Genomic DNA, 14473 nt, shown 5'->3' with positions numbered 1-14473 from the left:
GGCCGCGTGGTCAAGCTCTCCGTCGTCGTGCCGTTCTTCAACGTGCAGACATACGCCCCCGACACCCTCACGAGCCTGCGGGCCAACACCCGCGAGGACTTCGAGTTCCTGCTTGTCGACGACTGCTCGTCGGACGGGACCCCGGAGCTCCTCGAACGGGCCGCGCGCGAGATCCCGGGCGCCGTCCTGCTCCGGCACGCGCGCAACGAGGGCCTCGCCACGGCCCGGAACACCGGACTCGACGCCGCCCGCGGCACGTACGTCGCCTTCCTCGACGGGGACGACTGGCTCGCCCCGGGTTATTACGGCCGCCTCGTCGCCACCGCCGAGGAGCTGGGCTGCGACTTCCTGCGCACCGACCACGTCTCGGTGACCGGCCGCGAGCGCGGGGTGCGCCGGGCACCGGTCCCCCGGCGCGGCGAGGTGCTGCGCCCGCGGGACGCGATCCTGCCGGCGCACCGGACGACCTCCGTCGACTACCCGTACGCCTGGGCCGGGATCTACCACCGGCGGCTCCTGGACCGGGGCCTGCTGCACTTCACGCCCGGCCTGCGGACGGCCGAGGACCGGCCGTGGATCTGGCGGCTGCACCGCGAGGCGGAATCGTTCGCGGCGGTCGGGGAACTCGGCGTGTTCTACCGGCGCGGAGTGGCGACCTCCCTCACGCAGATCGGCGACGTCAGGCAATTGGACTTCATCCGCGCTTTCGACCAGGTGATCGAGGAAACGGCACGGGACCGGGACGCGGACCGTCTCCTCCCGAAAGCCGTGCGCACCTATTGCGCGGTGATCTCCCACCACATCGGCTCGATCGGGAAGTTCGAGCCGGCGGTGGCGCGGCAGGCGCGGGCGATGAGCGCGGGGGCGCTGCGCCGGATGCCGCAGGACGTCCTCGACGAGGCCCTGACCGCGATGGGCGGGGACCGCGCGACGCTGCTGCGCAGGCTGCGGAGGCGGAGGCCGGCCCCACCGCCGACACCGGCGGGTCCCGACTCCTCGTCCCCGAAGCCGAACCCGGAGCCGGAGGTCGCGGCATGAGTTCCCGTACGCGCCCCCGCCGCACCACCCAGATCTTCTGCGCCTCCACCCTCTACGGGGCGGTGACGCTCGCCGCCGCGATCGACAGCGGCTGCTTCGGATCCGCCGACCGCCGGATCCTCCTGGTCACCAACAACGCGCCGGTGCCGGAGACGACGCCCGCGCTCGACGAGGCCGAGGGGTTCGCGCGGCTGCGCGGCCGCTTCGACTCCGTCCTCTCCTGGAACGAGACGATCTCCCCGCTCCACCCGGGCGGCTGGACCCCCCGCGCGAGCGACCTCCCCCTCCTCCAGCGCCATCTGCGCAGGCTCTGGGACCTCGGCGACGACCGGGTCGAACTGGCCCTGGAGTCGATCCAGGTGACGCCCGCGCTCGCCATCGCGCAGCTCCTCCCCGAGGCGCCGATCACGGTGTACGCGGACGGGCTGATGAGCTACGGGCCGACCCGCAACAAGATCGACCCGCTGATCGGCGGCCGGGTCTCCCGGCTGCTCCACCTGGACCTGGTCCCGGGGCTCGCGCCGCTGCTGCTCGGGGAGTTCGGGGCGGTGCCGGAGGCCGTACCGGTGGAGGCGTTCACGAAGTGCGTCGAGGAGCTGGCGGGCCCGTCCCCGGCGGAGGGCCCGGCGGCGGAGGAGGGCCCGGTGCTGCTCCTGGGCCAGTACCTGGCGGCCCTGAACCTGCTGACCGCCGCCGAGGAGGAGGAGCTGCACCTGCGGATGGTGCGGGGCGCGGTCGCCCTGGGCCACCGGCGGCTCGTCTTCAAACCGCACCCGACGGCCCCGGACGCCTGGTCGCGGGCGCTGGTGCGCGCGGCGGAGGAGCTGGGCGCGGAGCTGACGGTCGAGGACCGGCCCGTCCTCGCTGAGGTGCTCTACCGCGAGCTGCGGCCCGCCCTCGTCGTCGGCTGCTTCTCGACGGCGCTGCTCACCGCGCGCACCTTCTACGGCCTGCCGGTCGCCCGGGTCGGCACCCGCCCCCTCCTGGAGCGGCTCACCCCGTTCCAGAACAGCAACCGGATCCCGCTCACGGTGGTGGACGCGGTCGTCCCGCCGCTCGACGACCCGGCGGGCGGCGACCCGGCGGGCGGCGACCCGGCGGGCGGCGGTACGGCGGGCGGCGGCTCCGGGATCGGTACGGAGGAGCTGAACGACCTGGTCGCGGCGGTCGGCTTCGCGATGCAGCCGAAGATCCGGCCGGAGCTGCGGACGGCGGCGGTACGGCACCTGTCGGGGCCGCTCGCCGAGCGCACCCGGCACCACTTCACCCGCCGCCGCCTCACCGTCCTGGGCCTCCCCGGCGGCCTGCCCCTCCCCCGGCACCCGCAGGTCCGCCGGCTGGCCCGGCGGGCGCTGCGGCTGCGCAGGGCGCTGAAGAGGTAGCCGCCTGAGGGAGCCGGAAGGGGATCAGGCGCGGACGACCGGCTCCTGGAGCTCGGTCACCCAGCGCGCCGGGTCCTCCGGGCACTCCAGGTACAGCTCGCGGGCGTACCCGGCGGAGGCGTAGCCGTTGGCGTCGATCCAGGTCGCCAGGGTCTGCGCGGTCGGCAGGACGTCGTCCATCGCGCCGTGGTGGACGACGGTCGCCGCCTCCTCGACGCCGGGCAGGACGTGCACGAGGACGCCCTCCGCCGCCGTGCCCTCGGGGACGGTCGTCCCCGCGTGGACGACGACCGAGCCGTCGCCCCGGCCCGCGTCCTCGTAGTACGCGACGGCCGGGCCGAAGCCGGTGACGCCCGCGCCTTCGAGCCGGCCGCACAGCTCGTCGTACAGCGGGCCGATGACGGGGCCGATGTCCTGCGGGCCGAAGCTCGCGGCGACCGCGCTCAGTTCGGCGATCCGGACGGCGGGGATCTTCTTGACGACGACTTCCTGGGTGGACACGCGTCCCTCGCTCTCGATGGCACGGAGCCGCGCGCCGACCCGGTCGAGCCGGGTCCGCGCCTCCGCCAGGGCCGTCTCCAGCTCGGCCTGGCGCAGGCGCAGCATGCCCCGCAGCTCGTCCGCGTCGATTCGCTCGTCGAGGACGGCCCCCACCTGTTCGAGGGTGAAGCCGAGGTCCTTGAGCGCGATGACGCGGTTGAGCCGGGCCAGCTGGTCCGCCGCGTAGAAGCGGTAGCCCGTGTGCGGGTCGACCCGGGCCGGGCGCAGCAGTCCGACGGCGTCGTAGTGACGCAGCATCCGGACCGACACCCGCCCGTGCCGGGCGAAGTCTCCGATGGTGAACATGACGCCCCCTACGGAACGGCCTCACACGGTGTGAGGGTCAACCGGTGCCGGTGGACGGGGTCAGGCGGCGCTGCTGAGCGAGAGCTTCGCGGCGAAGCCGAGGAAGAGGGCGCCGGCGGCCGAGGTCGCGCCGGCGGAGAGGCGCCTGCGGCGGCGGAAGGCGGCGGAGAGGCGGGTGCCGCCGAAGATGAGAGTCGTGAGGTAGAGGAAGCTGCCGAGCTGGAGCAGGGTGCCGAGGACCAGGAAGGAGAGCGCCGGGTAGGCGTAGCCGGGGTCCACGAACTGCACGAAGAAGGAGATCAGAAAGAGGATCGCCTTCGGGTTGAAGAGGCTGATGACCAGCGCGCGCCGGTACGGGCGCTCGGCGGGGGCCGCCGCGGCGGCCGGGGACTCCTCGGCGGCCGTCTCCTCGCGGGAGCGCCACATCGACCGGGCCGCGCGCAGCATCCCGTACGCCATCCAGGCCAGGTATCCGGCGCCCGCGTACTTCACGATCATGAAGAGGACCGGGGTGGTCTGGAGGAGGGAGGCCGCGCCGAGGGCGGCCAGGGTCATGAGGACCGTGTCGCCGGTGAAGACGCCGGCGGCGGCCTTGTATCCGGTCCGGGTGCCCTTGCGGGCGGCGACGGACAGGACGTAGAGCGAGTTCGGTCCGGGCAGGAGGATGATGAGGACGAGCCCGGCGAGGTAGGTCGGCAGATCGGTGACACCCAGCATGGGCGGAGTGTCGCACGCGCGTACGACGTTCCGCCCGCGCGTTTCGCATCGCGGAAGGGCGATTTCCGGCCGTGGTGCGCAACCACGCGCGCGCGGGAAGCATCCCTCTACGTACAGACGAGTTTCCCGGGGGGCAACGATGAAGCGGTCTTCGACCGTCGTGCGCAGAGGTGTCGTACGCAGAGGTGTCGTGCGCAGAGTGGTGCTGGCGGCGGTCTCGGTGGCGCTCGCCGCGGGCTGTACGGCCCAGGCGGCCGGCACGGGGAGCGCCGGGGCCGGCGGCGGCGCGGGCCCTTCGGGCAGCTCCTCGGCACAGCCGTCGGCATCGGCATCGGCGTCCACGTCCGCGACCGCGTCGCCCTCGGAGTCGGAGTCGGGGTCCGCCACCCCCGAGGCCTCTCCCACGGACGACGGCAAGGCGCCCTCCGCCTCCCCCACCTTCCCCACGCCGGAGCCCTCCGGCTCGGCCTCCGACGGGACGTCGGCGTCCCCGGTCCTCCTGAAGGACGGGGACGAGAACGAGCAGGTGCGCGAGCTCCAGGCGCGGCTGCGGCAGCTGAAGTTCTTCGACCGCGCCCCCACCGGCTTCTACGGGACGATGACGGCGGGTTCGGTCAGGGGCTTCCAGAAGAAGCAGGGGCTGGCCGCCACCGGTTCGGTCGACGAGGCCACCTGGCAGCGGCTGCTCGGCGCCAGCCGGAAGCCGACCGCCGACGAGCTGAAGCCGTCGACCACCAACGCCCTGGACGCCCCGGCCCCGGCGTGCATGACCGGCCGGGTGCTCTGCATCAGCAAGGAGAGCCGGACCCTCGCCTGGATGATCGACGGCAAGGTCGTCTCGTCGATGGACGTCCGCTTCGGCTCGGAGAACACCCCGACCCGCGAGGGCACGTTCAGCGTGGGCTGGAAGGCCCGCGAGTGGACGTCGACGATCTACCACACGCCCATGCCGTACGCGATGTTCTTCAGCGGCGGCCAGGCCGTGCACTACTCGGCGGACTTCGCGGCCCGCGGCTACGCGGGGGCCTCGCACGGCTGCGTCAACGTCCGGGACCGGGCCAAGCTCGCGGCCCTCTTCGACCAGGTGAAGGTCGGGGACAAGGTCGTCGTCCACTGGTAGGGACGGGGAGCCCACTGGCAGGGGCGGGGAGTCCCCCGACAGGGGCGGGGAGGAGAGAGGGCGCGGGTGGGACCGGGGGAACGTGTCCCACCCGCGCCGGGTGCGCCGAGCCGTAGGTACGGGGGGAACCCCGGCTCATCGCGCGGCCGATGACCAGTCGGCATTACGTACTGCGCCGGTGGGCCGGAAAGTGTTACACCGCGAGCGGGAGGCGCGTCGTCGCGCCCGTCCCCGGGAGCTCCGCGGGGTCCGTGGCGGCCGGTCCGGCGAGGGTCTCCGCCGAGGTCCGGGGGGTGCCGCGGCCGTCCCGGCCCCTGCCCCAGGAGCCGTCGCCCCTGCTGCCGCCCTTCCCGTCGCCCTTCCCGTCGCCCCTGCCGTCGCCCTTCGAGCCGCCCTCGGAGCCGTCGCCCGGCCGGTTCCCGGAGCCGTCCCCGGAGCCGGGGTCCGAGCCGTCCTTCGCGCCGTCCCCGGAGGTGTCCCCGGGGGCGCCGGCGAGGAGGCGGTCGCAGTAGCGGCGCAGGGTCTCGCCGTTGCGCAGGGTCTCCGTGAGCAGGCGGCGGCGCCCGTCGTCGAGCTTTCCCGACCGGTAGGCCCGGCAGGCCTCGACGGCCCTCTCCCGGAGGTCCGTACCGCCGCCGTTCTCGTTCCCGTCCCGGTCCCGGTCGTCCGTGCGGTCCGGGCGCGGGGTCCCGTGCGGGTCCGCCGTGCTCCGGCCGGGCTCCGGGGCGTCCCGCTTCGGCCGGTTCGCACCCTCCCCGTCCGGGGCCGGGGCGGCCGGTGCCGTGGAGCCCGTACCGGCGGAGGGGGTCGCGCCGGGCGTGCGGCCGTCGACGGGCGGCGGGGGCCCGGGTATCCCGGGGTCCTCGCGCGTGCCGCCGGGCTCCGGCGAGACGAGCGGCCGCGCGGTGTCCCCGGCGGAGACGGAGCGGGCGGGGGCGGGTCCCACCAGCGGGAGGGCGCCGGTGCCCGCGGCGACGGCGACCCCGCCGACGGCGACGGCGGCGACCGCGGCGGCGAGGCCGTAGCGCGCGGAGCGGCCCCAGCGGCGCGGGGCGGCGACGGGCCGCGCGAGCCGCACCCGGCCGAGGTCGGCGGTGCTCCCGGGCACGCTCCCGGACGCGCTCCCTGCCGCGGAGGCGGCGGCGCGGGCCGCCGTGGCCTCGCGGAAGGCGGCGAGGGCCGCGGCCTCTCCCGGCAGTCCGTCCTCCGCGGCCGGGGCGCGGATCGCGTCGAGGGCCTCCGCGAGGCGGCCGGCCCGCGGGCGCGCGAGGTCGTCGGCGGGGCCGACGGGGTCGACGGGATCGCCGCGGAGCAGTCGCTCCGCGGCCTCCTCGTCGAGCCACTGGTACCGCTCGTCGGCCATCACATGTCCTTCTGCGTACGCGGACGCCATTGCGTCACACCGCCGGGCCCCACGGGTCCCGGTGTCCTGCCGCGCTGCGGAGGCACGCCGTCCAGGGGGACGACGGCCCCGCCGGCGCCGTCCGGTGCGCCTTCGACGCCGAGGAGCTCGGCGAGCCTCTTGAGGCCGCGGTGCGCGGCGGTGCGCACGGCGCCGGGGCGCTTGCCCAGGGTGTCGGCGGCGCTCTTGGCGTCCAGGCCGACGACGACGCGCAGGACGACGGCCTCGGCCTGGTCCTGCGGGAGCCGGGCGATCAGGTCCATGGTGTGGCCGGTGGCCAGGGCCTCCAGGGCCTCGCTCGCGGTGTCGGACTCGGCGGGCTTGTCGGTGAGTTCGGTCTCGTCGGCGCCGACGACGGGGCGCCGGCCGCGCATCCGTATGTGGTCGAGGGCGCGGTTGCGGGCGATCCGGGCGGCCCAGCCGCGGAAGCGGTCCGCGTCGCCGCCGAAGCGGTCGAGGTCGCGCGCGATCTGGAGCCAGGCCTCGGAGGCCACGTCCTCCGCGTCGGTGTCGCCGACCAGTGTGCGTATGTAGCCGAGCAGCCGGGGGTGCACGGCGCGATACACAGCACGGAAGGCGTCCTCGTCCCCCTGCTGTGCGGCGAGCACCGCGGCCGTCAGCTCCGCGTCGTCCCCCAGCACTCCCCAAACCCTGTTCGTCGATCGCGCCGTCTCGTCACGGCTGGTCACCGCCGTCACGCTGCCTCACGCACCAGCACGCTACGTGGTGCTCCGGCGCCGCGTCCACGCGGTGTCCGTCCCTTGTACAACTTGCAACCTTCCAGTGCCCGGAGACGGTGTGACAGAAAGCGCACTCCCGGCGCTGAAAGGAGTACGGAGCCGTGCTGCGGCTCCGTGGAGGACGACCGGGGCCTCTCCTGTGGGGGGTGGCGGCCCCGGTCGTCTCTCCTTTTCTTCTTCGAGCGGGCGATACCCAGGGCACGGTCCTTCCGTGTGACCACCGGTGGTCAACGTGTCCGGTCGTTCGCTCGATCCTCGCCGAGCCAAGGCCCCGCGTCGCCACTCCGGAACGCTGTTACCGGTCTCGCTGGGCGAACCACTCGGCCAGATAGTCGGTGCAGCCGCGGTGCCACTCGTCGGGCGACGAGTAGAAACCCGTGGGCACATCTCCTCCCGCCATGATCCGCTGCACGACGTGTCGGCAGTTCCTGAGGAGGGCGTCCTGAGCAGCCCTTGATCCGGTACCCGGGATCTCAAGCGTGATCGAGTTGTTGGTCAGCACTGTTCTCGTGATCGAGTAGCCGTGGTCGTAGGCGCTCAGCGAACCCTTCCCGTCCGGCCCTCCCGGCTGCCTGCCCGTGCCTCCGTTCCAGAGCCCCCACACCGAATTGAGGAGGGCCAGGAAGAGGGCAACCCAAAGGAGGCCCTGGAGGATCGGAGGAAGACGGCAGAACTGTCGATACAAACGAGAGGCGACATGCACCCACCCAAGGCTACTGGGCCACTCCGAACTGTCCATGGCGAGTCGGCCCGGCTTGCCAGTGCCGGACGAACCCGCACGACCTGGCCCCAGACCGCGTCACAGCATCACGCACCGTCGTCGATACGGCCTCATGTATGCGCCCTACGATCGACAAAGCTCCGCCTTCAGGTCGAGGACCCGCGTATCCGGCGATATCCGCGTCGATGAAACGCAGTTGGCTCCCGGATCACCGGGTACATTCATCGTTCCGATGTACGCCGTTCGTTCCTCGACGCCAGGCGACGTAGGGACCGGAGGGGGACGCATGAAGCGCACCATCCATGTCAGCAGTGACGGGCGCCGCCGCGTCGATGCCATCGGCCCGTCCGTGATCATTGGATGGGACCTCGTCTACGACCATCCGAAAGACCATGCTCAGGTCATCCGCAGGGAAGAGAGCACCTACGCCCTGGCCTGCACACTGCACCGGTACGCCAAGGCACTGTCCACGCAGAACGAAGAGCGTTCCTGGCGCGAGAGCGGCGGATGGTGTCCTGGGTGCGTGGCTGGGGCCCTTCCGACCACGTACGAAACATCCTGATCCGTTGGTTTTGAAGGGGAGACTCGACATTCGTGACTGGCTGTTCATTCTGAAACCCACAGAAATGACCGCGGATGGGGGCCTCTCCAGCAAGGACCGGGTACTGGAGCTTGCCGAGACCGCTCCTAGCCAGGAGTGGTGGTTGGCGCGGCAGCGCCGTATGACCCCTGGGGACCGCATCTGGATCTACTTCGCCGCTCCGGTGAAAGAAGTGGCCGCCGTTGCGGAGGTCGAGGACGAACCCTTCGAGGTGACTGGCGACGTCCAGTACCCGTGGAGGTTCCGGGCCTCGCTCGATCGGGACGCGACGCGGGCTCTTCACCGTTCCCCGGTTCCGCTTGCGGCGCTGACGAACCAGCACCCGCAAGGAGTTCCCCGGGTCCGCGACAGCGATCTCGCGCTGTTCCTGAAGCACGCGGACCTGTAACCGCACCACCGGGACGCACCTCGACGGCCAGCATGGTCGGCAACTCCAGTCGGCCCGGCGCACGCCCTCCAGCCCGTCCGTTCACCCTCCCCCGACCTGCGAGTGTGAGCAGGACGTCGTTACCGACTCGGCCCAGCGGGGGCGCCACGTTTGATTGCCGACCCGGCCGGGCCGCCGACAGCGATCCACCACTCCGGCGGACAGATTTCTCACCGCGAGCCCGGACGCGCTCCGTCGTGGGGCGGCAGGGATGTCGGGATAGCGGCCGAGCGGCCCGAACCCGTCAAAGGCAAGGCGTGGTCAGGTCACTCGCTGTCCATGCGCCCAAGGCGGGCAAACTCGACGTCGGGCCGTTCGCCAGAGCGAAGGCCGAGTACGGAATGGTGCCCGTCACCCCACTCGATCGAGCAGTACGAAGAGGCGCGATCCCTCGCGCATGTCAACCGACGGTTGACACTGCTGGGGTGTCAACCTAGGGTTGCCTCATGACGAATCCAGTCGGTCCGACCGTTCCCGTCCGTCTCGACGAACTCATCGAAGCCATCAAGAAGGTCCACCCGAACGCCCTGGAGCAGCTCTCCGGCGCGGTCATGGCGGCGGACCACCTCGGCGACGTCGCCGACCACCTCATCGGTCACTTCGTGGACCAGGCCCGGCGCTCCGGCGCCTCCTGGACCGACATCGGCCGCAGCATGGGCGTCACCCGGCAGGCCGCCCAGAAGCGGTTCGTGCCCAAGGACCCCGACGCCGAGAAGATGGACCCGAACGCCGGGTTCAGCCGCTTCACGCCCCGCGCGCGCAACGTGGTCATGGCCTCCCAGAACGAGGCCACGGCCGTCGGCAACGCCGAGATCACCCCCTCCCACCTGGTGCTCGGCCTGCTCGCCGAGCCCGAGGGGCTCGCGGCGCACTGGATCACCTCGCGGGGCGTGCCCCTGGAGCGGGTGCGCGAGGCCGCGGCCGCGACCCTGCCGCCGGCCGTCGAGGAGCCGCCCGCGCTCGTGCCGTACGACGCGGCGGCGAAGAAGGTCCTGGAGCTGACGTTCCGCGAGGCCCTGCGCCTCGGGCACCACTACGTGGGCACCGAGCACGTCCTGCTCGCGCTCCTGGAGCACGAGGACGGGCAGGGCGTGCTGAGCGGGCTCGGTCTCGACAAGGCGACGGCGGAGCGGGAGATCGCCGAGACGGTCGCCTCGATCGCGATCAAGGCCCCCGAGCCGGGGACGGAGGCCTGACCGTCCCCTCAGGCGGTGGTGCGGGCCCGGCGCGAGACGACCGCGCGCAGCACCCGGCCGCCCTCGACGGAGAGCTCGCGGGCCCGGCGCAGTCCGGTCGGGCCGTGGGCGACCGATTCGAGGACGGCCCGCTGGCGGCGGAGCTCCCCGGCGAGCAGCGGGCCCGCGCCCTCGGCGTCCCCGGCGCGGCAGCGCTCGACGAGACCCTCGTCGGCGCCGGCCGCGTCGTACCGTCCGTGCAGGGCGAGGGCGGTGCCGGAGCAGGCGCCGACCCAGGCGCGCAGGGACTCCGGGGACCAGTCCCCGGGGGCGGCGGCCAGCATGCCGCGCACGGCCTCCGCCGCCTCCCCGCCGCCCTCGGCGTCCAGCTCGACGCGGGCCTCGGCGACGGCCTCGCCCCACGCCGCGCCGTCGGCGCGCGCGACGGCCGCCCAGGCGGGCCGCAGGGCGTCGCCCCGGTCGGCGGCGAGCAGCGGGAGGCAGCGGTCGAGACAGGCGAGGCCGGCCGCGGCCAGGCCCCGCTCGTCGGCCCCGTCGATCAGCTCCCGCAGGCTCCGGTCGTTCTCCGGCTTCCCCGACGTCATGGACGCCTCCTCGCCACCCGATGTGGACGCGGCGGTTCCCCTTACGTCGCGGGGTGTCGCCTTTTCGTCACTGTGTGGCCGGAATCATGCCAGTGGCCTTGGCATGCTGCATAGAGGTGAGGCGCCGGACGAAGAGGATCGCGAAGACGGCGGCGGCGATGTCGAGCAGGCAGCCGCCGAAGGAGAAGGAGGCCGCGACGGTGTAGGCGTCGGCGGTCTCGGCCCGCTTGTAGAGCTGGGTGGCGATCCTTTCCACGACCCTGTCGGCGACCCAGAGCGTCCACCAGGCGTTGAGGAGCGCCAGCTCCCGGGCGCCGTCGGCGGCGTACGGCTGCCAACGGCTGGCCCGCCAGATGTCGGCGGCGATCCCCCGCGGGATCCACAGGTTGGCAAGGGGGATGAGCCAGCCGCCGATGGCCCAGCCGGGCTTCCGGCCCTGGAGGTCGCCGGCCCAGACCTCGGCGTTCTTCCGCAGCCGGTGGAACCAGACGATGAAGACGACCCCGGTCGCCACGTACACCAGGTACGCGAAGTCGTAGGCCGTGTTCAGGTCGAGGGCGCCGAAGACGGCCGGGTCGAAGAAGTCCGTGGTGGCGTCGGTCAGCAGGAAGCGGAGCTCGAACACGGCGAGCAGCACGTCGAAGGCGATGTTGCCGGCGAGCAGGGCCACGACGGCATGCGAAAGGCCGGTCGGATTGCGGAGCATGAAGGTGCGGGTCCCCCCCGGGGAAGGTCGGCGCCCCTCCCCGAGGCGCCGGTGGCGGCCGTGCGACCGCCGCCGGGGGAACGTACGCGTTGCGAAGTCGCTACGTCCACGTCAAAAGCCCGGCTCAGCCGCGCACCCGCTCCGCGAGCGCCCGGAACTGGTCCCAGCTCGCCGTCGGTTTCGCCGGGTTCCAGAGCTTCTGGGAGAGGGCCGCCAGGGGGAGCCGGATGCCGGCCGCGACCTGGGCCGGGGTCTGGGAGTTCGCCAGGTCGCACCAGACGGCGAACCGGGCGCCGAGGATCTGGGGGTCGTACTTCGCCGGGACGGGGGCGGTGCCGCGCACGACGAGCGGGGTCCACTGCTCGTAGATCCGGCGGCCGGTGGGGTACGCAAAGTCGTTGGGCTCGCCGAGGACGTAGTAGAGGTACTCGTCGTTGAGGTTGACCATCTTCCGGCCCTGGCTCAGGTACGAGACGGGCTGCCGGGCGCCGAACTCCTTGCCCGTCCAGTACTCGACCTCCAGGTCGTCGGCCGCGTTCACGACCCCGCCCGTGAAGAAGCCGTCGTTCCAGGCCTTGAGCGTCTTGCCGGTGGGGCGGACGACGGCCGCGCGGTCGTTGAGCCAGCCGGTGGCCAGGTCCTGGACCCGGCCGGAGGGCCCGTACTTCGCCTTCGCCGCCCGTGCCAGCGCCGGGTAGGTGGCCTCGGGGTCCTTCGCCATGAGCGCCACGTACTCGTCGGCGCCGAGGTGCCAGTACGCGCCGGGGAAGAGCTGGGAGTACTCGCGCAGCAGGTCGTCGACGATCTTCGCCGACGCCGGGTTCGCGATGTCGACGGCGCCGCGCGGGGCCCGGCCGGTCGCGCTGCGGAGCTGGAGGTCCGGGTGGGCGGCGATGACGGCGCCGAGGTGCCCCGGGGAGTCGATCTCGGGGACGACGGTGACGTGCCGCTCGGCGGCGAGGGCGAGGATCCGCCGGACCTCGGCCTTGGTGAGGTGCTGGGCGGAGACCACCTCGGGGTGGCTGTCGGACTCGATCCGGAAGCCCTGGTCGTCGGAGAAGTGCAGCCCGAGCTGGTTGAGCTTGAGGTCGCCCATCTCGCGTATGCGGTCCTCGATCCAACCGGCCGTGAAGTGCTTGCGGGCGGTGTCCACGTTCAGTCCCCGCTGCGGCTTGGCGGGCCGGTCGTTCACCGTCCCCTCAGGCATCGCGCCGGTCGCCTTCACCGACTGCTTGAGGGTCCGGGTGCCGTAGAAGACCCCGGCCTCGTCGGGCCCGCTGATCCGGACCCGGCCGCCCTGGACGGCGAGGGTGTACGACTCGGGGGCGCCCGTCCCGCCCAGGGCCAGCTCGACGTCCCCGGGTCCGGCGGCGACGGCGCCCCGGTAGGGGACGCCCAGCTCGCCCGCGATCAGCTTCCCCTCGTCGGCGAGGCCCCCGCTGTTCGCGGCGATGACGACCCCGCCCGTGGGCGCGGGCTTCCAGCCGGGGCCGCGGGCGGCCTCGTGGGCGCGGACGGCGGGGACCGTGCGGGGCGCGCTGGAGAGCGGATACGTCCTGGTCGGCGTGGGAGTGGGGGTCGGCGAGGGCGGCGCGCCGGTGGGCGCGGCGGCCGTGGCCGAGCCGGGGGACGGGGCGGCGGACGGGCCCGGGGCGGCGCCGCCGGAACAGGCCGCCACGGTGGCCAGTGCCACCGAGGTCGCCAGGAGCGCGGGGCCGCGTCGGGGCCCCCGTATGGAGTACCGCATCAATCGGAATCCTCCCCTACGGATGAGGGTCCGGCCAATCGGGCGACGGTCCGGGAGGGAGCGGACGGCGAAACCGGAGGCCCACGCATCCGGAGCGGACGGCGAAACCAGAATCCCACGCATCCGGAGCGGACGGCGAAACAGGAGGCCCACGCATCCGGAGCGGACGGCAAGATCGGAACCCCGCATCCGCGACGGACGGCGAGATCGGAACCCCCGCATCCGCGACGGAGGGAACGCCGGAACCCCGGACGCCGTCAACAAGTGCGGCACCCGTCGCGCCGACGGCGGCGGGGACGGGCGATCGTCACCCCGTGTTCACCCACGGGCGGGCGACCGGAATCCCGGCGTCCATCAGATGTTCCGAAACTCTCCCTTCCGGGTGAAAATCGCGCATCCGTCGGACACTTACCCCGTCCCGTCGATAACGTTGCGTCACGCCCACCCCACCCGTCCCGGAGTAACCGGAGCCCACGCTGACCAGCGACACCCACGCCACCTGCCGGACCCCGGGCTCCACGGACACGCCTGCCATACCCGGTCGGCCGTCCTCCCGCCCCCGGCGCCCCGGCGGCCTCGTCGGCTTCAACGCGGCGGCCCCCGCCGAGGCCGTGGCCCTGCTGCTCTCCTGCTGCCACAGCCTCCGCTGGGCCGAACGGGTGGCGGCGCACCGCCCCTACCCCACGGTGGAGGCCCTGCTCGCCGCCGCCGACGAGGCCGGGTACGACCTGTCGCGCGCCGATCTGGACGGAGCCCTGGCCGCCGAGTCCTCCCTGCCGCCGCACCCCGACGCCCCGGCGGCCGCCCGGACCGCGCTGCGGGCCGCGCACGCCGCGTACGAGAGCAGCTTCGGACACGCGTTCGTGATCAGCCTCGACGGGGTGCGTCCCGACGAGCGGCTCGACCAGGTTCTGGCCGGAATCCGGTCACGTCTCGGCAACGAACCGGAGGAGGAGCGGGTGATCGCGGCCGAGGAACTGCGCCGGCTCGCCCGCGCCCGCCTGGCCTTCCGGCTGGCCCCGGGCTGACCGTGCGCTCACGCCCCGACACTCCGGAGCGTGATTCCGTCCGCAATGCGGTGATTCCGCCCCGTGCGATAGCCCGTCCGTGCCTGTTTGATCACACCTATGGACCCCGCGCGAGCGAACCGACAACTCGTCGCTACGATGACCGGGGCCGGTGGACCGTACCCGGCCGGGCCAGACCGACAGAGAAGCCGGCCGGCCCTGATCCCCGCTCCCGGAGG

15 protein-coding genes are annotated in these 14473 nt (G+C 73.3%); 7 read left to right on the top strand and 8 right to left on the bottom strand.

What is annotated here, in order from left to right; translation table 11 throughout:
• The first annotated feature begins 6 nt into the window (after positions 1-6).
• Both ACIP5O_RS13570 and ACIP5O_RS13565 read left to right on the top strand, forming a co-directional pair.
• Positions 7-1038 carry a glycosyltransferase family 2 protein gene (locus tag ACIP5O_RS13570; protein WP_401292384.1) on the top strand — a complete coding sequence of 344 codons (1032 nt, stop codon included), beginning with the start codon at positions 7-9 and terminating at the stop codon, positions 1036-1038.
• Positions 1035-2420: a polysialyltransferase family glycosyltransferase gene (locus tag ACIP5O_RS13565; RefSeq protein ID WP_401292381.1), complete on the top strand. Its 1386-nt coding sequence runs from the start codon at positions 1035-1037 to the stop codon at positions 2418-2420. Before ACIP5O_RS13570 ends, ACIP5O_RS13565 begins: the two co-directional genes overlap by 4 nt.
• 24 nt (positions 2421-2444) lie before the next feature.
• Here the strand turns inward: ACIP5O_RS13565 and ACIP5O_RS13560 are convergent, their stop codons facing one another.
• Entirely contained in the window at positions 2445-3266 is an 822-nt protein-coding gene (locus ACIP5O_RS13560) for a MerR family transcriptional regulator (RefSeq protein WP_401292379.1), read from the bottom strand.
• Between the two features lie 60 nt (positions 3267-3326).
• A complete protein-coding gene (gene leuE / locus ACIP5O_RS13555) occupies positions 3327-3983 on the bottom strand; it encodes a leucine efflux protein LeuE (protein WP_401292376.1) in 657 nt (218 codons plus the stop codon).
• 139 nt (positions 3984-4122) lie between these two features.
• On the opposite strand from leuE, the gene ACIP5O_RS13550 reads away from it, so the two are divergent.
• Entirely contained in the window at positions 4123-5103 is a 981-nt protein-coding gene (locus tag ACIP5O_RS13550; protein WP_401292373.1) for a L,D-transpeptidase family protein, read from the top strand.
• A 193-nt stretch (positions 5104-5296) separates the two neighbouring features.
• Here ACIP5O_RS13550 and ACIP5O_RS13545 read toward each other — a convergent pair whose 3' ends face one another.
• From ACIP5O_RS13545 to ACIP5O_RS13535, 3 genes are all read right to left on the bottom strand, one after another.
• Complete coding sequence (locus tag ACIP5O_RS13545) at positions 5297-6466, bottom strand: hypothetical protein (protein ID WP_401292370.1); 1170 nt, start codon at positions 6464-6466, stop codon at positions 5297-5299.
• Positions 6466-7146, bottom strand: coding sequence for an RNA polymerase sigma factor (locus ACIP5O_RS13540; protein ID WP_401292368.1), 681 nt, complete (start codon positions 7144-7146; stop codon positions 6466-6468). The genes ACIP5O_RS13545 and ACIP5O_RS13540 overlap by 1 nt, the downstream gene beginning before the upstream one ends.
• Positions 7147-7540: 394 nt before the next feature.
• Positions 7541-7948, bottom strand: coding sequence for a hypothetical protein (locus ACIP5O_RS13535; protein ID WP_401292365.1), 408 nt, complete (start codon positions 7946-7948; stop codon positions 7541-7543).
• A gap of 304 nt (positions 7949-8252) precedes the next feature.
• On the opposite strand from ACIP5O_RS13535, the gene ACIP5O_RS13530 reads away from it, so the two are divergent.
• The 3 genes from ACIP5O_RS13530 to ACIP5O_RS13520 all read left to right on the top strand — a co-directional run bounded on the left by ACIP5O_RS13530 (position 8253) and on the right by ACIP5O_RS13520 (position 10190).
• Positions 8253-8528: a hypothetical protein gene (locus tag ACIP5O_RS13530; RefSeq protein ID WP_401292363.1), complete on the top strand. Its 276-nt coding sequence runs from the start codon at positions 8253-8255 to the stop codon at positions 8526-8528.
• Positions 8529-8532: 4 nt separating this feature from the next.
• On the top strand, positions 8533-8955 hold the full coding sequence (locus tag ACIP5O_RS13525; RefSeq protein ID WP_401292361.1) for a hypothetical protein: 423 nt from the start codon (positions 8533-8535) through the stop codon (positions 8953-8955).
• A 485-nt stretch (positions 8956-9440) separates the two neighbouring features.
• Entirely contained in the window at positions 9441-10190 is a 750-nt protein-coding gene (locus ACIP5O_RS13520; RefSeq protein WP_401292358.1) for a Clp protease N-terminal domain-containing protein, read from the top strand.
• 8 nt (positions 10191-10198) lie between these two features.
• Here ACIP5O_RS13520 and ACIP5O_RS13515 read toward each other — a convergent pair whose 3' ends face one another.
• From ACIP5O_RS13515 to ACIP5O_RS13505, 3 genes are all read right to left on the bottom strand, one after another.
• Complete coding sequence (locus ACIP5O_RS13515; RefSeq protein WP_401292355.1) at positions 10199-10774, bottom strand: hypothetical protein; 576 nt, start codon at positions 10772-10774, stop codon at positions 10199-10201.
• 67 nt (positions 10775-10841) lie between these two features.
• Positions 10842-11444, bottom strand: a complete 603-nt coding sequence (locus ACIP5O_RS13510) for a DUF4328 domain-containing protein (protein ID WP_401292353.1) — start codon at positions 11442-11444, stop codon at positions 10842-10844.
• A gap of 160 nt (positions 11445-11604) precedes the next feature.
• Positions 11605-13227: a glycoside hydrolase family 20 protein gene (locus ACIP5O_RS13505; protein WP_401292352.1), complete on the bottom strand. Its 1623-nt coding sequence runs from the start codon at positions 13225-13227 to the stop codon at positions 11605-11607.
• A 533-nt stretch (positions 13228-13760) separates the two neighbouring features.
• On the opposite strand from ACIP5O_RS13505, the gene ACIP5O_RS13500 reads away from it, so the two are divergent.
• Positions 13761-14255 (top strand): 2-oxo-4-hydroxy-4-carboxy-5-ureidoimidazoline decarboxylase, encoded by a 495-nt coding sequence (locus tag ACIP5O_RS13500; RefSeq protein WP_401292717.1) that lies wholly within the window; start codon positions 13761-13763, stop codon positions 14253-14255.
• The last annotated feature ends 218 nt before the right edge of the window (positions 14256-14473 follow it).

The sequence above is a fragment of the Streptomyces sp. NPDC088915 genome (assembly GCF_044749825.1).
In the GTDB taxonomy this organism is placed as follows: domain Bacteria; phylum Actinomycetota; class Actinomycetes; order Streptomycetales; family Streptomycetaceae; genus Streptomyces.
The sequence above is the reverse complement of the archived record's forward strand: the minus strand, read 5'-3'. Positions and strand labels throughout refer to the sequence as shown.